Annotated in this window: 21 protein-coding genes; 13 read left to right on the top strand and 8 right to left on the bottom strand. The window is 66.2% G+C overall.

The genetic code is table 11. The features are described 5' to 3' along the window. The first annotated feature begins 118 nt into the window (after positions 1 to 118). Together ABWY06_RS13875 and ABWY06_RS13870 are read left to right on the top strand one after the other, a co-directional pair. Positions 119 to 1,009 (top strand): NAD(P)-dependent oxidoreductase, encoded by an 891-nt coding sequence (locus tag ABWY06_RS13875; RefSeq protein WP_353926144.1) that lies wholly within the window; start codon positions 119 to 121, stop codon positions 1,007 to 1,009. Beyond that, on the top strand, positions 1,006 to 1,785 hold the full coding sequence (locus ABWY06_RS13870; protein ID WP_353926143.1) for a hydroxypyruvate isomerase family protein: 780 nt from the start codon (positions 1,006 to 1,008) through the stop codon (positions 1,783 to 1,785). The genes ABWY06_RS13875 and ABWY06_RS13870 overlap by 4 nt, the downstream gene beginning before the upstream one ends. Before the next feature lie 19 nt (positions 1,786 to 1,804). Here ABWY06_RS13870 and ABWY06_RS13865 read toward each other — a convergent pair whose 3' ends face one another. Next, positions 1,805 to 2,713 (bottom strand): GGDEF domain-containing protein, encoded by a 909-nt coding sequence (locus ABWY06_RS13865; protein WP_353926142.1) that lies wholly within the window; start codon positions 2,711 to 2,713, stop codon positions 1,805 to 1,807. A 258-nt stretch (positions 2,714 to 2,971) separates the two neighbouring features. On the opposite strand from ABWY06_RS13865, the gene ABWY06_RS13860 reads away from it, so the two are divergent. Continuing rightward, complete coding sequence (locus tag ABWY06_RS13860; RefSeq protein ID WP_353926141.1) at positions 2,972 to 4,300, top strand: spinster family MFS transporter; 1,329 nt, start codon at positions 2,972 to 2,974, stop codon at positions 4,298 to 4,300. 8 nt (positions 4,301 to 4,308) lie between these two features. On the opposite strand, the gene ABWY06_RS13855 is transcribed toward ABWY06_RS13860, so the two are convergent. Next, positions 4,309 to 5,424, bottom strand: coding sequence for a glycoside hydrolase family 5 protein (locus ABWY06_RS13855; protein WP_353926174.1), 1,116 nt, complete (start codon positions 5,422 to 5,424; stop codon positions 4,309 to 4,311). A gap of 244 nt (positions 5,425 to 5,668) precedes the next feature. Here ABWY06_RS13855 and ABWY06_RS13850 point away from each other — a divergent pair, with 244 nt between their 5' ends. Beyond that, complete coding sequence (locus tag ABWY06_RS13850; protein ID WP_353926140.1) at positions 5,669 to 7,612, top strand: HD domain-containing phosphohydrolase; 1,944 nt, start codon at positions 5,669 to 5,671, stop codon at positions 7,610 to 7,612. 22 nt (positions 7,613 to 7,634) lie between these two features. Here the strand turns inward: ABWY06_RS13850 and ABWY06_RS13845 are convergent, their stop codons facing one another. The 4 genes from ABWY06_RS13845 to rapA form a co-directional block, all read right to left on the bottom strand. After that, the gene (locus ABWY06_RS13845; protein ID WP_353926139.1) at positions 7,635 to 8,543 is read right to left on the bottom strand and encodes a M48 family metalloprotease; all 909 of its coding nucleotides are present in this window, start codon (positions 8,541 to 8,543) and stop codon (positions 7,635 to 7,637) included. A gap of 43 nt (positions 8,544 to 8,586) precedes the next feature. Next, on the bottom strand, positions 8,587 to 9,081 hold the full coding sequence (locus ABWY06_RS13840; protein ID WP_353926138.1) for an SH3 domain-containing protein: 495 nt from the start codon (positions 9,079 to 9,081) through the stop codon (positions 8,587 to 8,589). Then, on the bottom strand, positions 9,081 to 10,925 hold the full coding sequence (locus ABWY06_RS13835; protein WP_353926137.1) for a CHASE2 domain-containing protein: 1,845 nt from the start codon (positions 10,923 to 10,925) through the stop codon (positions 9,081 to 9,083). The genes ABWY06_RS13840 and ABWY06_RS13835 overlap by 1 nt, the downstream gene beginning before the upstream one ends. 222 nt (positions 10,926 to 11,147) lie before the next feature. Next, entirely contained in the window at positions 11,148 to 13,991 is a 2,844-nt protein-coding gene (gene rapA / locus ABWY06_RS13830; protein ID WP_353926136.1) for an RNA polymerase-associated protein RapA, read from the bottom strand. A 194-nt stretch (positions 13,992 to 14,185) separates the two neighbouring features. On the opposite strand from rapA, the gene ABWY06_RS13825 reads away from it, so the two are divergent. From ABWY06_RS13825 to ABWY06_RS13790, 8 genes are all read left to right on the top strand, one after another. Continuing rightward, complete coding sequence (locus ABWY06_RS13825; protein ID WP_353926135.1) at positions 14,186 to 14,485, top strand: aspartate-semialdehyde dehydrogenase; 300 nt, start codon at positions 14,186 to 14,188, stop codon at positions 14,483 to 14,485. 228 nt (positions 14,486 to 14,713) lie between these two features. Next, positions 14,714 to 15,319, top strand: a complete 606-nt coding sequence (locus ABWY06_RS13820; RefSeq protein WP_353926134.1) for an alpha-ketoglutarate-dependent dioxygenase AlkB family protein — start codon at positions 14,714 to 14,716, stop codon at positions 15,317 to 15,319. After that, a complete protein-coding gene (locus ABWY06_RS13815; protein ID WP_353926133.1) occupies positions 15,316 to 15,480 on the top strand; it encodes a hypothetical protein in 165 nt (54 codons plus the stop codon). The genes ABWY06_RS13820 and ABWY06_RS13815 overlap by 4 nt, the downstream gene beginning before the upstream one ends. Positions 15,481 to 15,626: 146 nt before the next feature. Continuing rightward, entirely contained in the window at positions 15,627 to 15,743 is a 117-nt protein-coding gene (gene ccoM / locus ABWY06_RS13810) for a cytochrome c oxidase subunit CcoM (RefSeq protein WP_353926132.1), read from the top strand. Positions 15,744 to 16,096: 353 nt separating this feature from the next. Beyond that, positions 16,097 to 16,537 carry a hypothetical protein gene (locus ABWY06_RS13805; RefSeq protein ID WP_353926131.1) on the top strand — a complete coding sequence of 147 codons (441 nt, stop codon included), beginning with the start codon at positions 16,097 to 16,099 and terminating at the stop codon, positions 16,535 to 16,537. A gap of 104 nt (positions 16,538 to 16,641) precedes the next feature. Further along, positions 16,642 to 18,630: an FUSC family protein gene (locus ABWY06_RS13800; RefSeq protein WP_353926130.1), complete on the top strand. Its 1,989-nt coding sequence runs from the start codon at positions 16,642 to 16,644 to the stop codon at positions 18,628 to 18,630. Then, the gene (locus ABWY06_RS13795; protein ID WP_353926129.1) at positions 18,617 to 18,820 is read left to right on the top strand and encodes a DUF1656 domain-containing protein; all 204 of its coding nucleotides are present in this window, start codon (positions 18,617 to 18,619) and stop codon (positions 18,818 to 18,820) included. Before ABWY06_RS13800 ends, ABWY06_RS13795 begins: the two co-directional genes overlap by 14 nt. Positions 18,821 to 18,831: 11 nt before the next feature. Beyond that, complete coding sequence (locus ABWY06_RS13790; RefSeq protein WP_353926128.1) at positions 18,832 to 19,698, top strand: efflux RND transporter periplasmic adaptor subunit; 867 nt, start codon at positions 18,832 to 18,834, stop codon at positions 19,696 to 19,698. 43 nt (positions 19,699 to 19,741) lie between these two features. Here the strand turns inward: ABWY06_RS13790 and ABWY06_RS13785 are convergent, their stop codons facing one another. Beyond that, positions 19,742 to 20,212, bottom strand: coding sequence for a MaoC family dehydratase (locus ABWY06_RS13785; protein ID WP_353926127.1), 471 nt, complete (start codon positions 20,210 to 20,212; stop codon positions 19,742 to 19,744). Then, positions 20,209 to 21,168 (bottom strand): alpha/beta hydrolase, encoded by a 960-nt coding sequence (locus ABWY06_RS13780; RefSeq protein ID WP_353926126.1) that lies wholly within the window; start codon positions 21,166 to 21,168, stop codon positions 20,209 to 20,211. The genes ABWY06_RS13785 and ABWY06_RS13780 overlap by 4 nt, the downstream gene beginning before the upstream one ends. Positions 21,169 to 21,474: 306 nt before the next feature. On the opposite strand from ABWY06_RS13780, the gene fadD2 reads away from it, so the two are divergent. After that, on the top strand, positions 21,475 to 23,163 hold the full coding sequence (gene fadD2, locus ABWY06_RS13775; protein WP_353926125.1) for a long-chain-fatty-acid--CoA ligase FadD2: 1,689 nt from the start codon (positions 21,475 to 21,477) through the stop codon (positions 23,161 to 23,163). Positions 23,164 to 23,477: the final 314 nt, after the last annotated feature.

The raw sequence follows: 23,477 nt of genomic DNA, 5'->3' as shown, positions 1-23,477 counted from the left end.
GGGGCGGGACGTGGGGGCAGTATAAAGGCATGCCTCCAGGCTGGGTCGTTTGATTGGGGTTTCATTGGGGCGCCGGATCGTTAAGATGCGCACTTCTTCCCCCAGGAGGGCGACCGCCATGACCGATTCCCTGCCCGCGCTGGCGTTCGCCGGCATCGGCCTGATGGGCTTGCCCATGTGCCGGCGTTTACTCGCTGCCGGTTATCCGCTGGCGGTGTGGAACCGCTCGCCGGACAAGTGCGCGCCCCTGGTCGCCGCCGGGGCCCGCCAAGTGGCGACGCCGTCCGAGTTGTGCGCCCAGGCTGACCTGGTGCTGTTGTGCCTGGCCGATACCGCGGTGGTGCGCGAGGTGGTGTTCGGTACCGATGGAGTCGCCCAGGGCGCCCAGCCTGGCCAGGTGCTGGTGGACCTGTCCAGCGTGGAGCCCGCCGCCACCCGCGAGATGGCGGCCGAATGGGCGCGCCTGACCGGCGCGGGGTGGGTCGATGCGCCGGTGTCCGGCGGCACGCCCGGTGCCGAGGCCGGCAGCCTGGTGATCATGGCCGGCGGCACTGCGGTCGATATCGAGCGGGTGCGGCCCATCCTGCTGAACCTCGGGCAGCGGCTGACCCGTATGGGCGAGGTGGGCGCGGGGCAGGTGACCAAGGTCTGCAACCAGATGATCGTTGCCTGTAATGCCCTGGTGATTGCCGAGGTGGTGGCGCTGGCCGAGCGTGCGGGTGTCGCCAGCGAGTGCCTGGCCGCGGCCCTGGCAGGGGGGTTCGCCGATTCGAAACCCTTGCAGATCCTCGCGCCGAGGATGGCCGAACGATGCTACGAACCCGTCCAGTGGCACGTGCGGACCCTGCTCAAGGACCTCGACACGGCGGTGGGCCTGTCGCGCCAGCACGGCGCCGCGGCGCCCTTGACCGGACTGGCCGCGCAATTGATGCGCCAGCACGGCGCGCGCGGCTTCCTGGCCAGTGACCCGGCCACCTTGGTGCAGCTGTACCGGGAGGACCCGTCATGAAGATCGCCGCCAACCTGTCGTTGCTGTTTACCGAGTTGCCCTTGTGCGAGCGGGTGCTGGCGGCTCGGGCGGCGGGTTTCGCGGGGGTGGAAATCCAGTTTCCCTATGACGTGCCGGCGGTTGCGCTAAACGCAGCGCTGCAGGCGGCTGGCCTGCCACTGGTGCTGATCAACTTGCCAGCCGCTGATCTGCTGGCGGGTGGGCCGGGGTTGGCGGCGGTGCCGGACCGGCAGGACGAATTCGATGCCGCGCTGCAACAGGCCCTGACTTATGCGGCCGTGGTGCGACCGGCCAGCGTCAATGTACTGCCGGGCCGTCTGGCTGAGGGGCTCGATTCCGCGCAGGCGTGGGAGACCCTGGTCGCCAACCTGCGGCAGGCGGCCAGGGCGTTCGAACCGCTGGGCATCCGGGTCCTGTGCGAGGCGATCAATCCATTGGATATGCCGGGTTTCCTGATCAGCACGCCGGCCCAGTTGCTGACGTTACTGGCGGCTGTCGATCACCCCAATTGCGCGGCGCAACTCGACCTGTTCCATATGGCGCGCCAAGGGCTGGACCTGGTGACGGCCATCGACAGCCTGGCCGGTCGCATTGGCCATGTGCAGTTTGCCGATTACCCGGGACGCGGCGCCCCTGGCAGTGGACAGCTGGATTTCGCCGCGGCGCGGCGCGCCCTGGTGGCCCAGGGCTATGCCGGCTGGCTGGGGGCGGAGTACCTGCCGGGTCAGCAGGGAGCCGCCGCCAGCCTGGGCTGGTTGCCGGACTGGCAGGCCTGACGCCGATCAAACGTCTGGCTCAAGGTTTGGCGCACTCGACACGATTACGGCCCTGGCGCTTGGCCTGGTACAGCGCCACGTCGGCGTCGCTGAGCAAATCGTCCAGCGCCTTGCCTGGCTGCAGGCAGGCGACCCCCAGGCTGGCGGTGATCTTGCTGTCAACCAGGAAACGGTTGCCGGCCACCAGGCCGCGCAGTTTTTCCGCCAGGGTGCTGGCGTGGACCAGGTCGGTGTGCGGCATCAGGATGACAAAGGCTTCGCCGCTCCAGCGACACAGCTGGTCGGACTGGCGCAGGTTATTGCGCAGCAATCGCGCAATGCTGCAGAGCACCCCGTCGCCCACCTGGTGGCCATGGTTGTCATTGATCTTCTTGAAGCGGTCGATGTCGAGCAGGGCCAGCGCGAGGGGTTGCGCATAGCGTTCGCTGCGGGCGATTTCCTGGCGCGCCAGCGTCTCGAACTTCAGTCGATTGGACAAGCCGGTGAGCAGGTCGGTGTCGCCCAGGCGTTCCAGGCGGGCGGTGCTGGCCAGCAGTTTTTTCTCCAACGCTTCGCGCTGCTGGGCCTGCTGGCGCAGACGCCGGGCCAGGCGGCGGCACTGCAGCGCCAGTACCGCCGCCAGGACGGTCGCCAGCAACAGGGCGATGGCCAAGGGCAACAGCGGCAGGGCGGCGTCCGGCGTAGCTGCCGCGACCAGCCGTGTATCCGCCTGCGGGAGAGCGGCGAGGCCGTGTGCGGTGGTCGCAGGCCTTACCGGCGCAGGCCCGGGAGCGGCGAGGACGTTGCTGGGCGTGGCCGCGGATGCGGCGCCGAATGTGGTGGGGACCGACGCGGCCAGTACCAGGCAGGCCAGCAGTGTCAGCCTCCTGACAAAGGCGGCGAGGCCAGCCGGGGTGCTCCTGGATGGATAAGCGGATGTGCTTGGCATGGTGTCCCTGTCCCTGGGTAGCGGTCGCGGTGCAGCCTGATGGGCCGGTCCCTGTCCGTAGGGACCTCGCGGCAATGCTATGAACATGGACAGGCATCGCCGGTTCGTCAATGCGCGGCCAGGCCGACCGGTGCGCGGCACGGGCGTGCCAGCCCCTACATTCCCTTACATAAGGCCTACGAATGGTCGCAGACAGGCCTGGAATAAGGCTCTAGATTGCCTGCATCCTGTCCAATAACAACAAGAGAGCCTGACCCCATGCAGCACGCTCCGCTTGCAGGCAATGCCTGGCGCATCCTGTTCCTGCTGTTTCTCGCCAATCTGTTCAATTTCTTCGATCGCACCATTCCGGCCATCATCATCGAGCCGATCCGCCTGGAGTGGAACCTCAGCGATCTGCAGATCGGCCTGATCGGCACGGCGTTCACCATCGTCTACGCCATTGCCGGCCTGCCCCTGGGGCGCATGGCCGATACCGGCGCGCGGCGCAAGATCATGGGCTGGGGCTTGCTGGCCTGGAGCGGCTTGACCGCGGTCAACGGCCTGGCCTGGAATTTCTGGAGCTTCCTGCTGATTCGCATGGGCGTCGGCATCGGCGAAGCCAGTTATGCGCCAGCGGCCAACTCGCTGATCGGCGACCTGTTCCCGGCGCACAAGCGGGCACGGGCCATGGGTATTTTCATGCTCGGGCTGCCGCTGGGCCTGCTGCTGGCGTTTTTTACCATAGGGGCCATGGTGCAGGCGTTCGGCAGTTGGCGCGCGCCATTTTTTATCGCGGCGGTGCCGGGTGTGTTGCTGGCGCTGTTTATGTTCTTTATCAAGGAGCCGCAACGGGGCGCCGCCGAAACCGTGCAGGTGGCCGCCGTGCCGGTGGACAAGCCGCTGCGCAAGGTCCTGGCGATCCCGACCTTCGGCTGGCTGGTACTGGCCGGGCTGACCTTCAACTTCGCCACCTACGCCTGCAACTCCTTTATGGTGCCGATGCTGCAGCGTTACTTCCAGCTGCCCATGGTCCAGGCCGCCACGGCCACCGGGGTCATCGTCGGCCTGACCGGTCTGGTGGGCCTGACCCTGGGCGGCTGGATCGCCGACCGCCTGCATCAGCGTTCCGAGCGCGGACGGCTGTTGTTCGGCGCGGCCTCGATGCTGATCGCCTCGCTGGCCACGGGCACGGCCCTGCTGCTGGGGCGGATCGAGATCGGTGTATTCGTCGCGGTATTCAGCCTCGGTTGGCTGTTCTCCTACAACTTCTACACCTGCGTCTACACCTCGATTCAGGACGTGGTGGAGCCGCGCCTGCGGGCCACTGCCATGGCGCTGTTCTTCGCTGGCCTGTACTTGCTCGGTGGCGGCCTGGGCCCGGTGGTGGTCGGCTGGCTATCGGACCACTTCGCCCAGGCGGCGATGCTCGCCGAGGGCGCCACACAGATGACCGAAGCCTTCAAGGCCGTGGGCCTGCACAGCGCCATGCTGCTGATTCCGGTGGCGCTGTTTCTGACCATGCTCTCGCTGCTGCTGGCGGCCCGCTGCTTCAGCACGGACGCGGCGAAGATGCGCCAGGGCCTGCACGACGCAGTACCCGCGTAGGGTCTTGCTCAGGGCTGTTGCAGGCGCCGGCGGATTGGCTCGAACTCGGGTGTGGCCTGGCGTTTGAGCGGATCCGGCAGGAGCTGCTCGATGGCTTGCCAATAGCTCCAGGGCACCTTGGCGGTGCCCAACTCGTAATCCATGGCATCCCAGCTGTCCTCGCGAAAGGCATAGAAGGCCCAATGCAGGCCTTGTTCCTCGAGCGTGCCGAGCACGTCCTCGAGGTACTGCTTGCAGCCGGTCAGTTGACGGATGCAGCCGAATTCACCGACCACCAGGCGGCTCCGGGGGATGCCGCGGGTGTGGGCCCAGTCCAGCGGTTGCTGCAGGTAATGGCCGACGCGTTGGGCGTCCCACTGTTCCTCGCGCTCGGCAAAGGGCACGGTGCCCGGATAGGGGTAAGGCGTGGCGCGCTTGAGGTTCGGCGCGCTGGTGGCGGCGTAGGGCTCGTACATATGCACGCTGTACAGCAGCCGGGCATCCTCCAGCGCCGTGGGCCAATACACGAAACTGTCTGCGGCCGCGTACCAGCCGGCGTCGAGCATGATGGGCGTGTGCGGATCGACCTCGCGAATGGCCGCGATCACCTGGCGATAGAAGGCCGGCAGGTCGTGCGTACTGCCGCTGACGCGCGGGTACCAGGCGCGCTGGGTGTCGGCGTCGGCATGTTCGGCCAGCCCGGCGCTGCGCTCCGGGGCGGGTTCGTTGATCAGGTTGTAGGCCGCCACGCCCGGGTGATCCTTGAGCACCCGAGCGAGGTCGCGCCAAAAGGCGGCGGCCTGGGTCCAGTAGCGGCGGTCCTGCCACAGGCGATCGTCAAACTGATCGCCATTGTTTTGCCGCCAGCGGGCGCCGGGCAGTGACAGCGGGCTGATCACCACTTTCAGCCCGGCCTGGGCCGCGTGATCCAGGGTTGCCTTGAGGGTGTCCAGGTCGCTTTGCACCAAACCCTGGTAGTGGTCGGCAGTGCCGAGCAGGAAATCCCGCTGTGCCGGCCGCCATTTGTCGTAGGCCAAGCGTACCCAGGTTGCGCCGTAGCCGTGCAACGCTGCGAAGTAGGCCCTGTCCGGCGGGAGTCGGTTGAAACTGTTACCGCCGCGTTGCGGCTGTTCCCAGAACGTCATCAGGTCCGCCGCCAAGGCGACAGGGGCGGCCAGGCAGCAGCCCAGCAGCAGGGTAGTCAGTAAGCGCGGCATGCAGGTTCTCGAGTAGGGGGCGCATCCGCGTCCGGCAGGGCGCCCGAGGGCGCCATTTGAACTGGCTGGCGGGGCCAGTTCAAGGGCGGTCTTGCACTGCGCGGCGAGGCGACGGGGGCTGTGCAATACTCTGGAGCGACCTTCCCGTCGTGGCCTTGCCGAGGGAGCTGTGATGACTGCCCGTTTCAGCCTGGGACATAGCCCGGCCTTTGCAGAACACCCGTTGTATCCGCAGCTGGATGACGGGAGTCTGGTGCTGCGGTGCGTCGTCCACCCCGACGATCTGCGCCCCGACGGGGTCGAGGTGCTGCTGCTGGACGGTTCGCTGTTGCAGGCCGCGCCCCTGGGTGAATGGCAAGCGCTGCAGACCACCCTGGTGAGCTTCGAGGCGCTGTCCACGGCGCTGCCCCTGCCGGTGGCGGGTACCCTGCAGGAGTTGCAGACGCTGTTGGCCTTCGCCGCCGAGCAGAGCCATCTGCGCGACAAGACCCGTCAGTTGGCCCAGGCCCTGCACAGCAAGCAGGGCGACCTGCAACGCTTGGTGGATGTTGGCCTGGCGCTCTCCGCGGAGAAGGACCTGGAACGCCTGCTCGGCAAGATACTCACCGAGGGACGGCGCTTGTCGCACTGCGACGCGGCCTCGCTGTTCCTGGTCGATCGCCGCCAGGCGGCTCAGGCCCAGCTGATCTTCAAGCTTACCCAGAACAGCTCGATCGCCACCCGTTTCCAGGAGCAGCGCATGCCCCTGACCAAGTCCTCGATTGCCGGGTACGTGGCCCTGACCAGTACCGAACTGAACATCGCCGATGCCTATGCCATCGCCAGCGAGGCGCCCTACCGGTTCAACCGCTCCTTCGACTTGCAGATGGGCTATCGAACCCTGTCGCTGCTGGCCATTCCCATGCTCAACCACCGTCATGAAGTGGTCGGGGTGTTGGAGTTCATCAACTGCCAGGGGGTGTCGGCGACTTCGGGTGAACCTGAGGTCATTGCCTTCGACGACGTGATGGCCGCATCGCTGCGGGCCCTGGCCAGCCAGGCCGCGGTGGCGATCGAGAACCGCCAGTTGCTGGATGAAATCAGCGGCCTTTTCGATGGCTTCGTCCAGGCTTCGGTTTTTGCCATCGAACAGCGCGATCCCACCTCCAGCGGTCATTCGTTCCGGGTCGCCGACCTGTGCATCGCGCTGGCGCGGCAGTTGCCGCTGGCTCCCTTGCCGCAGGTAAGCTGCCACGCCTTGAATGAGGAAGGCTTGCGCGAGTTGCGCTACGCGGCCCTGCTGCACGATTTCGGCAAGGTCGGGGTCCGCGAGCATGTGTTGACCAAGGCAAAGAAACTCCCTGAAACGGTGATCGACAACCTGCGCTACCGGGTCGCCTTGGCCAAGGAGAGCCTGCAGAGCCAGATGCTCAAGCGCATGCTCCAGGCGTACCGCCAGCAGGGTGCCCTGGACGAAGCGCAGCGCCTGCAACTGGAGGCCGAGTTGGCGCGCGAGTGCCATCGGCTGGACGGCTATCTGCGACAGATCCTGCTGGCGAACGAACCGACCATTCTCAGCGAGGGCGAGTTCCATCACTTGCAGGAAATCCAGAGCGAACTGGTCAAGTCCCATGACGACAGCTTGACCAGCCTGCTATCCGAAGGCGAGTTCTGCGCCCTGGCCGTGCGCCGCGGCAGTCTGACGGCGGAGGAGCGCAGCGAAATCGAGCGGCATGTGGTGCACACCCGGGATTTCCTGCGATTGATCCCCTGGACCCCGGCTTTGCAACGGATACCGGATATCGCCGGGGCCCACCACGAGAAGCTCGATGGCAGCGGCTATCCCAAGGGGCTGGTCGGCGAGGCGATCCCCTATGCCGCGCGGATCATGACCATCTGCGATATCTATGACGCCTTGACGGCGGCCGATCGCCCGTACAAGGCGGCGGTGCCCCAGGAAAAAGCCCTGGATATCCTGCAAGCCGAGGTCAAGACCGGTTTGCTCGATGGCGACCTGGTACAGGTCTTTATCCAGTCGCGCTGTTATCTGCAGCCGCAATTGCTGGCGTTGGCACCGACAGGCTCGTTCCATCGGCATGTCTGCGACTTCGAGCCGAGTGAGCATAAGCACGGCTGATCGCCCGGCGCACGGGTGACGCTCAGCGGCTGGAGACCTGCCTGAGGTAACGTTGCTCCAGGCTTTTAGGTATGGCGGGGTGCGCCAGCAGGGCCTGGTCGAGGTACAGGTAGACCGGCTCCAGCTCGCTCAGGCGATCACCGATGTTCGGGTGCACCTTGAGGAAGCTCACCAGCATCGGGTCTTCCTGCCGACTGACGGCCAACCCCTGCAGCACGCTGGCCAGGCCGTAGGGGTCATACCCGGCGCGCGCGGCGATGACCACGCCCATGGCGTCGGCTTCGTATTCGTCGCCTCGGTCCAGGCCGCGGCTGTACAGGTTGCCGACCAAGCCCTCGAATTTTTCCTTGGCCAGTACCTGGTTGGCCTTCGACGTGCTGCCGGAACTGTTCGCCTGGCTGGCCTGCAGGGCGACCTGGGTAAGGTCGCCGAGCAGCCCGACCTGGGCCTGGCTCTGAATGGCCTGCAAGTGGTGCTTGCGCACGCAGTGGGCGATCTCGTGGGCCAGTACGCCGGCCAATTCGGCCTCGTTGTGCAATTGCGCCAGCATGCCGCGGGTAATGAAGACATAGCCGCCGGGCGCCGCGTAGGCGCCGACGGCGCTGTTGTCGAGCACCGCGAAACGCCAGGCGAGGTCGGGCCGTTCGCTGTGCAAGGCCAGCCAGGTGCCGACCCGGTTGACGTAGGTTTGTACCGCGGGTCTGTTCAGTAGCGGGGCTTGCTGCAGCAGTAGCACCGCGGTGTCCTGGCCGATCAGTTGCTCCTCGTCGAGGGTTTTTTCGCGAAACGCCGCCACGTGCTTGCCGGCGCTGGCCAGGCGCCCCAGGTCGATGCCCTGGATATTCACGCCCTCCAGGCTGTCCAGCGCGGCGCAGGCGCTGAGGGCGCCGAGCAGCGCCAGCAGGATGCCGCGCAAGCAGGTTCGGTTCATGGCGTTCTCCTCGAAATGTTCAACGGCAGTGCCTGGAGGGGCCCTAGGGCGCATAGTCAATGTTCTGGCTACTCAGTTCGCCGTCACGGGCGAACGCCTTGGCGTCCCCGGCCGACACGGCCTGCCGGTCCATGGACTGCAACTCGGGCGAGGCGTTGGCGGCCTCGGCCAATTCTTCGTCACTGATGCCGCGCACCCCGGTGGCGACTTCCCCGGCGGGTGCCACCTCGGTGCTGTTGCTCAGCAGGCCGCCGAGGTCGCTGGATTTCGCCGCGACGTGCTTGTCGAATCGTACGCTCAGCAGCGTCAACCAGCCTTGTTGTCCCGTCGCGGTTCGCACCCGGTACCAGCCGCCCTGGCGCTGCAGAATGGTCACCCGGGTTTGCGCTTCGACCTGCGCCAGGCTGTTGCCGTTGGCGCTGGCGGTTTCGCGCAAGGCCGTGGCCTGCAGCGTGATGGCGCTTTGTTCGGCGGCCTGGAGACCGAACACCGGAGCGGCGCCGACCAGCAGCGCCAGGGCCAGCAGGGTTCTGTTCATCAGCTTTTCCTCTTGGGCTCGAAAAGGGTGACGGCTTCCTCGCGACCTTTGACCTGGAAATCGCCGTGAGGCACGAAGTCGAACTGGCTGGCGCAGGCGCGCATCGTGGCAGCGGAGACCAGCACCCGGGCGCGCCCTTTGGTCAGGCCTTCGATGCGACTGGCCAGGTTCACGGTGTCGCCGATGGCGGTGTAGTCGTAGCGTTGACTCGCACCGACCATGCCGACCACCGCACTGCCGGTATGGATACCGATGCCGATGTCGAAATCCGGGTGGCCGAACTCCTGGCGGAATCGTTCGACGTTGTCCAGCATGTCCAGCGCTGCCTGGACGGCGTCGGCGGCTTGCTGGGGATTGGCCAGCGGGGCACCCCAGAACGCCATCACCGCATCGCCGATGAATTTGTCCAGGGTCGCCCGGTACTGGAACAACACCTGGACCTGCTGGCTGAAGTAGTGCTCCAGCAACTGCATGATCTGCGGCGCACTGTGGCGTTCGGAGAGGCTGGTGAAGTTGCGGATATCGGAAAACAGCACGGTGATCTGGCACTCGCGGCTTTCCAGCAGGGCGCTGGGGTCTTCACGGGCCACCAATTGGGCGACCACTATGGGGTCGAGAAAGCGGCTGAACAGGCTGATGGTGTTCTGTAATTGCTGGCGGCGACGTCGATAGAAGAGCACCAGGGCCAGCCCGAGCAGTGCCCACAGGCTCAGTAAGGTGGGCACTATGGGCAGCAGGTAGGCGCGCAGGGCCAACCCATAGCTGCCCGCAACCAGCGCCAGGCTGGCGCCCAGGCTCAGCAGCAGAGCCGCCAGCAACCGTTCGCGCAACAGCAGGGCGGACAGGGCCAGCAGCATCGGCAGGCCGATCAGCCAGGTGGCGGTCGTGGGCAGTTGCTGCAAAAACTGGCCATGCAAGAGGTTGTCCAAGGCCGTGCCGAGAATAAAGACCCCCGGGTAACGATCGTCCAGCGGGGTCCGGCGCAAGTCGTGCAAGCCAGACGCGGTGGTGCCGATGATCACCAGCTTTCCGGCGAAATAGTCCGCGGCCAGGGGCTGCGCCTGGCCGCGGGCCTGGGCGAGCACGGCGGCATAGGCGATGCGTGGGTAGGGCAAGCGCGATGCGCTGGGCCAGTCCAGCAGGAAATTCTGCCCCTCGGGTAGCGCTGCGCCCAGGTCACGGGCGACTCTGGCTGGCAGCGAGGGCAGGCGCCATTGGCCGAAGGCGCGGTACAGGTCATAGCGGCGGCCAACACCATCGCGGTCGGCGCGAAAATTGATACTGCCCAGGCGCCAGGACGCGGCGGGCAATGCCGCCGGCAGGAGCAGCAGGCCCCGCTGCCCGGGGTCGGCCCCCGCCGAACGCTCCAGGCCGGTTTGCACTGGATAGCTGCTCAGCAAGGGGGCCAGCGCCGGGTCGCTGGGTTGCTGCTCCAGGGCGGCCAGGTAGACGCGTTCGGAACGACCGAGCACCTCGGCCAGGTAGGCATCGGCATCCGGACGAAAGCGATCCGGTTCGCTGAACAGCAGGTCGAAGACCACCGCCTTGGGCTGTTGCGCGAGCAGGTACTCCAGCAGTTCGGCATGCAGCGAACGTGGCCAGGGCCACTGGCCGGCTTCGTGGGAGAGGGCCTGCAGGCTGATGTCGTCGATATCGACCACCACCAGGTCAGGGTTGGCCGTGTGATGTTGGGCACGTTGGCGAATCAGCCAATCCAGCTGGACGTGGCTCCAACCCTCCACCAGCGGCCAGTGGTGCAGGGCGGCCTGCAGCAGCAGTGCCGCCAGGCACAAGGTCCACAGGATCACGCGGAAACTGCGGACGGGCGGGTGCAGACGCTGCATGGGAACCCCTACGACGCGATGGGGGGGGGCGATGCCGGTCACGGACTGAATTGAATGTAGCAGAGCCACGCCAGCGTCATCGTCCGCCCGGGCGGGGTGCGGCTGGCCGCGGGCGTGCTCCGCCCGGCAGCGCTGCGCTGAAGCCCGCGCGGGGACCGCGCCGTTGGTCTGGAGAATAAAAAAGGCGCTCCGAAGAGCGCCTTTGTCGTTGCCGGGGGGCGGTCAGCCGGCGACCAGCACGCGAATGGCCTCCAGGCGCAACGCGGCCTTGTCGAGCATGGCCAGGCCCTGCTCGCGCTGGCGGCGCAGGGTCGCCAGTTCACTGTCGCGCACGCTGGGATTGACCGCCTGCAAGGCGGTCAGGCGGGCCAGTTCTTCGTCGGTGTCGGCGGCCAGGCGGCGTTGGGCGTCGGCCACCCGCTCGGCGTGGCGGGGGCTGATCCTGGCCTCACCGGCATTGATCAGCGGGTTGAGGGCGTCGCGCTGGGCCTGGACGAACTTGTTGGCGCTGGCGCGTGGCACCGGTTCCAGTTGGTCGTTGAGCTTCTCGAACGAGACCTTGGCCGCCAGGTCGTTGCCGTTGGCATCGAGCAGGCAGCGCAGCGCGGCGGGCGGCAGGTAGCGTCCCAGCTGCAAGGCGCGTGGTGCCACCACTTCGCTGACATACAGCAGTTCGAGCAGCACGGTACCGGGCTTGAGCGCCTTGTTCTTGATCAGCGCCACCGCAGTGTTGCCCATCGAACCGGAGCGCACCAGGTCCATGCCGCCCTGCACCATGGGGTGCTCCCAGGTCAGGAACTGCATGTCCTCGCGGGCCAGGGCCTGGTTGCGGTCATAGGTGATGGTCACCCCCTCGTCGTCGCCCAGGGGGAAACTGGCGTCCAGCATCTTCTCGCTAGGGCGCAGGATCAGGGCGTTTTCCGAGTGGTCTTCGCTGTCGATGCCAAAGGCCTCGAACAACTCCTCCATGTAGATCGGCAGGGCGAATTCGTCGTCCTGTTCGAAGATCGCCTCGGCCAGTTGCTCGCCTTCGCCGGCACCGCCGGAGTTGAGCTCCAGCAGGCGGTCGCGCCCGGCGTGCAATTCGCCTTCCAGACGCAGGCGTTCAGCCTTGGCTTCGTCGACCAGGCTTTGCCACTCACCGTCATCGCCACTTTCCAGCAACGGCAGCAGGCGCGGGCCGAACTGATGCTGCAGGGCATTGCCGGTCGGGCAGGTGTTGAGGAAGGCGTTGAGGGCCTGGTGGTACCACTGGAACAGGCGTTCCTGCGGGCTGCTTTCCAGGTACGGCACGTGCAGTTCGATGGTGTTTTTCTGGCCGATACGGTCCAGACGGCCGATGCGTTGTTCCAGCAGGTCCGGATGGGCCGGCAGGTCGAACAGCACCAGGTGGTGGGCGAACTGGAAGTTGCGGCCTTCGCTGCCGATCTCGGAACAGATCAGCACCTGGGCGCCGAACTCTTCGTCGGCAAAATAGGCCGCGGCGCGGTCGCGCTCGAGGATGTTCATGCCTTCATGGAACACGGTGGCGGCGATGCCCTTGCGCACACGCAGCGCGTCCTCCAGGTCCATGGCCGTTTCGGCATGGGCGCAGATCACCAGGACCTTGACCCGCTTGAGCATCTTCAGGGTATCGATCAGCCAGTCGACCCGCGGGTCGAAGCGCCACCAGCGTTCCTCCTCACTGGCCTCCGGCTGCGCCTGGTAGCTGACTTCCGGGTAGAGGTCGGCGTGCTCGCCCAACGGCAGCTCCAGGTAGGCATCCGGGCACGTCAGCGGATAGGGGTGCAGCTGGCGCTGGGGAAAACCCTGGACCGCGGCGCGGGTGTTGCGAAACAGCAGGCGCCCGGTGCCATGGCGGTCGAGCAGCTCACGCACCAGGCGCGCGGAGGCGTCGATGTCGCCGTCGGCCACGGCGGCCAGCAAGGCCTCGCCGCTGGCGCCGAGGAAATCGTGGATGGTCTGGTGCGCCTTGGGCGACAGGCGTCCCTGGTCGAGCAATTCCTGGACGGCCTCGGCCACCGGGCGGTAGTGCGCGCTTTCGGCGCGGAAGGCTGCCAGGTCGTGGAAACGATGCGGGTCGAGCAGGCGCAGGCGCGCGAAGTGGCTGTCCTGGCCCAGTTGTTCAGGGGTGGCGGTCAGCAGCAGTACGCCGGGAATCACTTCGGCCAGTTGCTCGACCAGCGCGTACTGGGGGCTGACCTGCTCGGGGTGCCAGACCAGGTGATGGGCTTCGTCGACCACCAGCAGGTCCCAGTCGGCGGCGAACAGCGCGCCCTGGGCCTTGTCGTCCTCGCACAGCCACTCCAGCGCGACCAGCGCCAGCTGGGCATCCTCGAACGGGTTGCCGGCATCACTTTCGATAAAACGCTCGGCATCGAACAGGGCGACTTCCAGGTTGAAGCGCCGGCGCATCTCCACCAGCCATTGGTGCTGGAGGTTTTCCGGGACCAGGATCAGCACCCGGTTGGCGCGGCCGGAAAGCAGCTGGCGGTGGATCACCAGGCCGGCCTCGATGGTTTTGCCCAGACCCACTTCGTCCGCCAGCAGCACCCGTGGGGCGATGCGGTCGGCCACTTCGCGGGCGATATGCAGTTGGTGCGGGATGGGCTGCGCGCGAGCGCCGCCCAGGCCCCAGAGCGAGGATTGCAGCAAGCGGCTGCTGTGTTCGAGGGTGTGGTAGCGCAGGGCGAACCAGGGCAGCGGGTCGATCTGGCCGGCGAACAGGCGGTCGCTGGCCAAGCGAAACTGGATAAAGTTGGACAGTTGGGTTTCCGGCAGCGTCACCGCCTGGTGCTGGGCGTTCAGGCCGTGATAGATCAGCAGGCCGTCGACGTCGTCGACTTCCTGGACCGTGAGTTTCCACCCTTCGAAGTGGGTGATCTCGTCACCCGGGGAGAACCGCACCCGGGTCAGCGGCGCGTTGCGCGTGGCGTATTGGCGGGTTTCGCCGGTGGCCGGGTAGAGCATGGTGAGCATGCGTCCGTCCTGTACCAGAACGGTCCCCAGACCCAACTCCGCTTCGCTGTCACTGATCCAGCGTTGCCCCGGTTCGTACTGCGCCATGCCTGTCTCCCGCGGTGAAAAAGCCGACTATGGTAACGGAACCTGGCGTCCAGGCCAAAGGTGCGATGACACTAGTTGTGCCGATATGGGTCGAAAGTGTAGCGAGCCTGCCTGCTGCACGGCGGGTCGACCCGATGACAGGGCTAAAGCCTGGCCGGCGGCGGCCGACATCCCGGGTAGGAGGGATACCCACCATGTTACTGCCCATTCCCCACAGCCTGGCACCAGTGACGGTGCAGCAGGATGTGATCAAGCCCACGCCGGACATTCCCCCGGTGGCGCCGCCCCAGCCGGGGGCCAATGAAAGCGCCGTGGCCCTGGACAAGCGCCATCCCCAGGACGCCGTCGAGCAATGGCGCGATGAGCAGCGCCGGCGTCAGCGACGCCGTGGCTACAGCGCCGAGGCACTGGCCGAGGGCGAGGTGGACAAGGGCGACGAAGCCCTGCTCGAGGAGCTGCCGCGTCAGGGGCTCTGGGTGGATGTCGAGGTGTGACGGGGGCTGGCTGGGTTTGCAACTGACCGTTGGGCGCCTAGGCCCACGAGACAGAGCCGAAACTGCGCAAAAACGCGCGGGTTCCACCCGCCCTACCAAAGCGCCCCGCCTGACCTGCAGGCTTCAGCGAAGCGTTTTGCCTAGGGTAGGTGAGCCGCGGCCGCGATGGCTGGTTTAGAATCCACCCCTCTGGTCGCGCTGGCGGCCTGCCGCCGCCCTGAGACGCCCATGCAGCTGTTCGCCGATGCCTGTTTGTCCTTGCCCGATACCGAGTTGCGCCTGGTGCCCGGCTGGGTCGACGCCGCCCTGGCCGATGACTGGCTGGCGCAGTTGCTGGCCGATACGGCCTGGCAGCAGCCGGAGGTGCGGCTGTATGGCCGCCGCCATCCGGTGCCGCGACTGTTGGCTTGGTATGGCGATGCCGGTTGCCACTACCGCTATTCCGGTATCAGTCATGCCCCCTTGCCCTGGACGCCCCTGCTGAACGGGATTCGCCAGCGGGTGGAGGCGACAGCCGGGCAGCGGCTCAACGGGGTGCTGCTCAACCTCTACCGGGACGGCCAGGATGCCATGGGCTGGCACAGCGACGACGAGGCGATCCTGGGGCGCAATCCGCTGATCGCCTCGGTGAGCCTGGGCGGTGAGCGGCGGTTCGACCTGCGCCGCAAGGGTGTCAGCCGGATCGAGCATTCAGTGGCGCTGACCCATGGATCTTTGCTGGTCATGGCCGGCGCGACCCAGCATCATTGGCAACACCAGGTGGCCAGAACCCGCAAGCACTGCGCGCCGCGTCTGAACCTGACCTTCCGTTTTCTGCGTAGTGGGCAATCATGAGTGACGACGACAAGTTGATCGATTTCGCGGCCGAACGCGACAAGCGCGTTCACGACCTCAAGGACAAACGCCTGAACCAGGTGCGCGAGGCGTTCGAGCAGGCGCTGCCATTGGCCAAGCCGAGCAAAAAATCCAAAGGCAAGAAGCCGAAGAAGTCCTGAGCAACCCCCTCGTTAATTGACCTGGATCAGGGAACTCCACCCTTTGCCGCGGCCCCGCGGTGGTTATTGATCCCGGTCAATATAGGCCAGCCGGCCCCCGGCTACCTTGGCGCCATTCCCTACCGGATCGCAAAAAGGAGTCAGGCATGTTCATCGATACCGTGGTACTCGCCGGAGTCGGCACCGTCTGCCTGATGTTCGCTTTTTTCGGGGGCTTTACCTATTTCATCTGGAAAGACTCGCACAAACGCAAGCAGGGCTGACCGGCCTGTTTGAGGGAGCAAGTCGCGCGCCGCCGGGCGGCGCTGGCACGAGCACGCAAGGCATTTGGGCAACTTCGGTTGCCCATTTTTTTGGGCGTTTCTTCGCCCCCAACCCGTCTGGCTTGGCCTGTCCTAAGGGCTAGCTTGCCGGGGCGCATGGCAACGGTCGATACTGCTCCCAGGCGATCACACCGGGCCTATGGCAATATTCTGACGCCAAAGAAATCCGGCGGGTATGATGGGCGCTGCGAGTCGCCCTCTGGCGCTCCACCCGTGGTGTTCGCCAAAGGAGTCTGCTCATGGAGGGGCGGGTTCCGAGCTGCACCCACCCGTTGCAACATGGAGCGTGTCCGATGGACGACTCGAGAGAGCAGGTCAGGCAGGAGTTCGGTTCGAGAATGGGGCTGCTCGGGCAACAGGTCGTCCAGTTGTCCAGGACCGGCCAACCCTGTGACCTGACCTTCTTCAAGCGCAAGCCGATCCTCGATGTGCGCATCGACCCGCAGCTGTTCGCCGCGCTGCAGCGCGGCGTGGACACCATCCAGTTGACCCTGATGCTCGCGCGCATCCGCCTGTCCAACGGGCAGGTGGTCAGTCTCGAAGACATCTGGAGCATCAATCCCATGCCGCGCGGCGGGCTGCGCGACGAACAGCTACAGGCGGTCGACCTGGGCCTGGCCGAACAGGCCGTGGGGCCGGATGGCGAGACTCTGCGCAGCATGATCGGCCAGACCTACCACTGCCAGACCCGGGAAGACGAGGACCGTTGTTTGCGGCGTTTCCTGGCGTCCTGAGCTGGTAGCGCACGGGAGATCGATGCTTTATCATTAGCTGGCTAATTATTAGCTTGAATGTTAAGTCGCTGCTTTTCCCTCTTTCTGTTTCACCGGGTTTATCCGTGCGCGCCACCTTGCAGGCAGTATTCGCCCCCGACCTCAGCGCCGTGCAGTTCGCCGTCAAGACCCTATTGGGGGCTGGCTTGGCGCTCTGGTTGGCGTTGCGCCTGGGGTTGGAGCAGCCCCAGTGGGCATTGATGACAGCCTTTATCATCGCCCAGCCGCTGTCCGGGATGGTGTTGCAGAAGGGCCTGGCCCGGCTGCTGGGAACCCTGGTGGGCACCCTGATGGCCGTCCTGTTGATGGGCCTGTTCGCCCAGGCACCAGAGCTGTTTTTGCTCAGCGTGGCGCTGTGGCTGGGGCTGTGCACCGCGGCCTCGACCCTCTGGCGCAGCGCCTGGGCCTATGCCTTTGTGCTGGCTGGCTACACGGTGGCGATCATCGGCCTGCCGGCGCTGGCGCAACCCCTGAGTGTGTTCGACCAGGCGGTGGCGCGCTGCACGGAAATTTCCCTTGGCATTCTCTGCGCCACGGCCAGCAGTGCCCTGCTGTGGCCGCAGCCGGTGCAGCGGCAACTGGCGGCCCAGGCCCAACTCGCCTGGCGCGCCGGGCTGGCCGCGGTGCAGGCCGCGCTGGGTGCGGCGCCTGCCGGCCGAGCAGGACTGCTCGAGGTGCTCGGGCGGCTGCTGGCTGTCGAGGTCCAGCGGGAACATGCCTTGTTCGAAGGCGAGCAGGGCCGCCAGCGGTCGGGCGCGTTGCGCCAGCTCACCGCCGACCTGCTCGGGCTGTTGCGCCTGGCGCGTGGCGTGGCGCGCCAGCGTGAGCACCTGTCCAGTACCGAGGTAATGGCCTTGGCGCCCTGGCTGGAGGAAGTGCGCGCGGCCCTGACCGGGGTGTCGTCCGAGGCGGTGCAAGCCTTGCGCACGCGCCTGCGCCAGGCGGCTCAAGACCCCGCGGGTGCGCCCGCCTGGTCGTTTTGCCTGGAGCGGTTGGCGCTGCTGTTGCACCAGTACCTGCAGGCCGAGCAGGCCCTGCAGGCGGTGCGTCTGGGCCGCGCGCCCGTCGCTGCGCCGGCCTCCTTGTCCTGGCACCGCGACCTGCAGACCGCGTTGGTCTACGGCACGCGCAGCACCCTGACCTTCGGCGTACTGGCGCTGTTCTGGCGCTACAGTGCCTGGCCGTCGGCGGGCTCCGCGCTGCTGCTGGCCAGCGTGGTCAGCAGCCTGTTCGCCAGCCGCGACAATGCCGATCGGATCGGTCTCAGCTTTTTGCGCGGGATCCTCTATGCGCTGCCGGTGGCGTTCCTGGTGGGGCAGTTGCTGTTGCCGCAGTGGAGTGGCTTCGTCCTGCTCTGCCTGGGCCTGGGGGTGCCGCTGTTCCTCGGCAGCCTGGCCATGGCCCAGCCGGCGCTGACGGCCACCGCCACCTCCTTTTGCCTGCATTTCATCGTCCTGTGCGCGCCACAGCAGGCCGTGCACTACGACGTCGCGCTGTTTTTCAACCAGGCGCTGGCCCTGTTGATCGGGGTGGGCTGTGCGGTGCTGGCGCTGCGTCTGGTGGTGCTGCATCACCCGGGCTGGCATGCGCGGCGCTTGCTGCGCGCCACCCTGGAGGACCTTCGCCGGCTGACTTCGCGGCCGTTGGCCGGGGCCGAAACCTGGTTTGGCGGGCGCATCGCCGATCGCCTGTTGCAGCTGGCACGGCATTACCCGCGACTGCCGAGCGAGACCCGCAGCCGCTGGGACGATGGTCTCGCCAGCCTGGACCTGGGCGATGAGCTGCTGCACCTACGGGTCTGCCTGGCCGAAGCCCCGGCGCCATTGCACGAGGCGCAGGTGCGCTTCTGGCGACAGCTGCGTCCGGTGCTGGCGGCAGGCCCTGGGACGGCCCGGAGCGAGGCCCTGCAGGCGCCCGTCGAGGCGCTGCTCGAGTGCCTGCGGGTTCTGCCGGTCACGGCCCGCTGGCGGTTGGCCGAAGCGGCGCTGTTGCAGTTGAATCACAGCTGGCGGCACTGGTGCGCCGCCCAGGAGAACCCCCATGGCATTGCGTGAATGGGCGTTGGGCGGCGTGCTGCTCAGCCCGCTGCTGCTGTATGCCGTACTGGCGTTGCTGGTGACCGGGCTGCTGCGCCTGGGCCTGCAGCGGACCGGCCTGACCCGCTGGATCTGGCACCCGGCCCTGTTCGATTGCGCGCTGTATATCTGCGTGCTGGCCGCTCTGGTCTACAGCCTGTCCATCTGAAGGAGAGATTTATGCGCTTGACCGTTCGGCTGACGATCACCCTGGGCCTACTGGTACTGGCGCTGCTGGCCGGCCACTGGTTGTGGCAGTACTACCTGCAGTCGCCCTGGACCCGCGACGCGCGGGTACGCGCCGAGGTGGTGAGCATCGCCCCGGACGTGTCCGGCTGGGTGCTGGCGCTGAAGGTGCAGGATAACCAGTCGGTGCAGGCCGGCGACCTGCTCCTGAGCGTCGACCGGGCGCGCTACCAGGCCGCCCTGGAGCGGGCCCAGGCGGTGGCCGCGACGCGCCAACAGCAGCTGCGCCTGCGTGAGCACGAGGCCGCGCGCCGCGCGCACCTGGGGCCCCAGGCCATCAGCGCCGAGCTGCAGGAAAACGCCCAGATCAACGCCGCTATCGCCCGTGGCGAATTCCGTGAGGCCCAGGCCCAGGTCAAGCTGGCCGAGCTGAATCTGGCCCGCAGCGAAGTGCGGGCCCCGCGTGGCGGCTATATCACCAACCTGCGCCTGGCCGAGGGTAACTACGTCACTGCCGGCCAGGCGGTGATGGCGCTGGTGGATGACCGTTCGTTTTATATCCAGGCGTATTTCGAGGAAACCAAGCTGCCGCGCATTCAGCCGGGGGCGCCAGTACAGGTCTGGCTGATGAGCCAGGGCGAACCCTTGCGTGGCCAGGTGGAAAGCATCAGTCGTGGTATCACCGACCGCAATGCCAGCCCGGACGGGCAGCTGTTGGCCGATGTCGAGCCGACCTTCAACTGGGTGCGGCTGGCCCAGCGCATTCCGGTGCGCATTCGCCTGGATCCGCTTCCCGCGGGACTGGTGCTCAGTGCCGGCATGACCGCCAGCGTGCGGGTCGAGGAACCGGCCGCGCCCTGAGTCGCCGGGATCTGGCGCCGCGAGGCGGCGCCGACTGCGGCGCTTAGCCGATCCGGATAGGGGGCAGTTCGGTCAGCTCGACCGTTTGCAGCTTGCGCGGGGCGAGGATTTCCGCCTCGCCGTCGACCACCAGCTCGTCGCGCTGGTTGAAGACCCGGGTGGCGATGCGCACGCGGTACTTCGGCAGTTTTTCCAGGATTTCCAGGCGCACGGTCAGGGTGTCGCCGAGCTTCACCGGCAGGGTGAAGCGCATGGTCTGACCGAGGTAGATAGTGCCCGGTCCCGGGAGCTCGCAGGCCACCGCGGCGCTGATCAGGGCGCCGCTGAACATGCCGTGGGCGATGCGCTCCTTGAACAGGGTGCCGGCGGCGTATTCGGCGTCCAGGTGCACCGGGTTATGGTCGCCCGAGACGGCGGCGAACAACTGGATATCGCGTTCCTCCACGGTCTTGCTGTACTGGGCGGTCTGGCCGACGACGAGGTCGTCGTAGGGAGTGTTGGTGCTCTGGCTCATGGGCGCTCCTGGGCGGGGGCTGGGCACTGCCGGCTGTGGGCCAGCTGGGCATCCAGCCAATGGATCAGATCGAGGGTCACCTGCTCGCGATTGCTCTCGTTGAGCAGCTCGTGGCGGGCGTCGGGGTACACCTTTAGTTCGACGCTGCGGTTGCCGGCCTGGCGCAGTGCCGAGGCCAGGTCTTCAAGACGTTTGCCATCACTGACCGGGTCACAGCTGCCGCCGATCACCAGCAGGGGTAACGCGGTGTCGATTTGCGCCAGCTGTTGCACCGGGGTGATCTGCTGCAGGCCGCCCAGCAGGTCGAGCCACAGCTGATTGGTGCAACGAAAGCCGCACAGCGGATCCTGCACGTACTTGTCGACTTCCGCCGGGTCCCGGCTCAACCAGTCGAACGCGGTGCGGGTCGGTTTGAGGGCCTTGTTGAAAGAGCCAAACGAGAGGAACTCGAGCAGGGCGCTGCGCCCGGTCGGTCCTTGGCGCCAGCGTTCCAGGCGGGCGACCAGCATGGCAATGCGATAGAGCGCCGTGGGCTGGTAATTCGAGCCAGAAAGGACCGCGCCCTGCAGGCTGCAGCTGTGCTGCATCAGGTAGGCCTGGCCGATATAGCTGCCCATGCTGTGGCTGAACAGGAAGATCGGCGCATCCGGGTGCTGCTGGCGGATATGGTGATTGAGGCTGGCCAGGTCATTGACCACCTTGCGCCAGCCGTCCTGGTCGGCGAAGTGCCCCAGCACCCCCCGTTGCGCCGTATGGCCATGCCCGCGCTGGTCCAGGGCGTACACCGCGTACCCGGCGTCCACCAGCGCCTGGGCCAGGCGGGCATAGCGTGCGCTGTGCTCGGCCATGCCATGGGCGATCATCACCACGGCCTTGGGTGGCTGCTCGCCGAACCAGTGGTTGACGTAGAGGGAGGCGGCATCGCTGGCGGTGAGCCAGAAAGCGTCGTGGCGCATGGCGGGTCCTTGTGCAGTGGCGGGTTGCCTTGTCGTGCTTCTGGCCGTCCGCGGTCGATCCGAACTTTGGGCGGGGTATATGGCGGGCCTGCACCCTGTGCGGCGTCTCGGCGGAGCCGACGCCCCGCGGGGGCTCGGCGCATTGTAGAGCCAGGCCGCGGACTTTTCCCAGCCTTGGCGGGTGATTGGAGATTCACAGCGCAAATGACGCGCTGTCGAGTATTTGCCTGGACGCCCAGAGCTGTTAAGTTCCCGTGAGCCCCGCGCATGCGGGCCAGATCTTTTCAGGGCAAGGGGACAATAATAATGCAACCTGATTTCTGGAGCGATAAACGCCCGGCCGGCGTGCCCAATACCGTGGATGTAGGGGCCTACAAGTCGGTGGTCGAGGTCTTCGAGCGCTCCTGCAAGAAATTCGCCGATCGCCCTGCGTTCAGCAACCTGGGGATTACCCTGAGTTATGCCGAGCTGGATCGGCATTCCGCGGCCTTTGCCGGCTACCTGCAAAAGCACACCGACCTCAAGCCCGGCGACCGCATCGCCGTGCAGATGCCCAATATCCTGCAATACCCGATCGCCGTGTTTGGCGCCATGCGCGCCGGGCTGATCGTGGTCAATACCAACCCGCTGTACACCTCGCGGGAAATGCGCCACCAATTCAAGGACGCCGGGGTCCGTGGCCTGGTCTACCTGAACCTGTTCGGCAAGCTGGTCCAGGATGTGCTCCCCGATACCGACATCGAGGTGCTGATCGAGGCGCGCATGGGCGACCTGCTGCCGAGCCTCAAGGGTTGGCTGATCAATAGCGTGGTCAAGCACGTCAAGAAAATGGTCCCCGACTATCACTTGCCCCAGGCGGTGCCCTTCAAGCAGGTGCTCGCTCAGGGCCAGGGCAATGGCCTGAAACCGGTCAAACTGACCCTCGACGACATCGCGGTGCTGCAGTACACCGGCGGTACCACCGGGGTGGCCAAGGGCGCAATGCTGACCCATGGCAACCTGGTCGCCAACATGCAGCAGGTCGATGCCTGCCTCAAACAGCCGCGGCCCGATGGCCAGCCGCTGATGAAGGAAGGGCAGGAAGTGATGATCGCGCCCCTGCCGCTTTACCATATCTATGCCTTCACCGCGAACTGCATGTGCATGATGGTCAACGGCAACCACAACGTGTTGATCACCAACCCGCGGGACATCGGCGGGTTTATCAAGGAACTGGGCAAGTGGCGCTTTTCCGGGTTGCTGGGGCTCAACACCCTGTTCGTCGCGCTGATGGATCATCCTGAGTTCAAGAACCTGGACTTCTCCAACCTCAAGGTCACCAACTCCGGCGGCACCGCCCTGGTCAAGGCCACGGCCGAACGCTGGCAGCGCATCACCGGCTGCGCGGTGGTCGAAGGCTATGGCTTGACCGAGACCTCGCCAGTGGCCAGCACCAACCCCTATGGCGACCTGATGCGCCTGGGCACGGTGGGCATCCCGGTGCCCAACACACTGTTTAAGGTGATCGATGACGACGGCGTCGAGCAGCCCCTGGGCGAGCGCGGCGAGCTGTGCATCCAGGGCCCGCAGGTGATGAAGGGCTACTGGCAGCGGCCGGAAGCCACGGCCGAGGTGCTGGACGCCGAGGGTTGGTTCAAGACCGGCGACGTGGCCATTATCGACCCGGACGGTTTCGTGCGGATCGTCGACCGCAAGAAGGACCTGATCATCGTCTCGGGCTTCAACGTCTACCCCAACGAGATCGAAGACGTGGTCATGGCCCATCCCAAGGTCGCCAGTTGCGCCGTGATCGGCGTGCCGGACGAACGCTCGGGCGAAGCGGTAAAGCTGTTTATCGTGCCGCGCGAAGCGGGCCTGACTGCCGAGGAAATCAAGGCCTATTGCAAGGAAAACTTCACCGGCTACAAGGTGCCCAAGCACATCGTGTTCCGCGAGTCGCTGCCCATGACCCCGGTGGGCAAGATATTGCGCCGCGAATTGCGCGATATCGCCTGAGGGCCTGTCCACACTCCCCGCACGGCCGCGCCTGGTCTGGGCACCTTCTGCGCGGTAACGCACCCCGCGATGCTAAATGTCCATAGGCCCTGGCCCGACCCTGTGCCTTTTGCCGGTGCGGGGCGTCTATTCCGAAAGTGACCAGGAGTCGGTCTTCTGGTCATTTTCATGACCGTGCAGGCCAGGTTTGGTGCTGGTCGCTCCTAGGCAAAGCTGCTACTCTCGGCCCGCTTTTTTGTCTGTCTGGCGGCATAAAAAGTCGATAACCACAAAAAACAACCGCCATTGCGCGCGGTGACGATCAGCTGTTGCTT

The sequence above is a fragment of the Pseudomonas sp. genome, from assembly GCF_040514055.1.
GTDB lineage: Bacteria > Pseudomonadota > Gammaproteobacteria > Pseudomonadales > Pseudomonadaceae > Aquipseudomonas.
The sequence above is the reverse complement of the archived record's forward strand: the minus strand, read 5'-3'. Positions and strand labels throughout refer to the sequence as shown.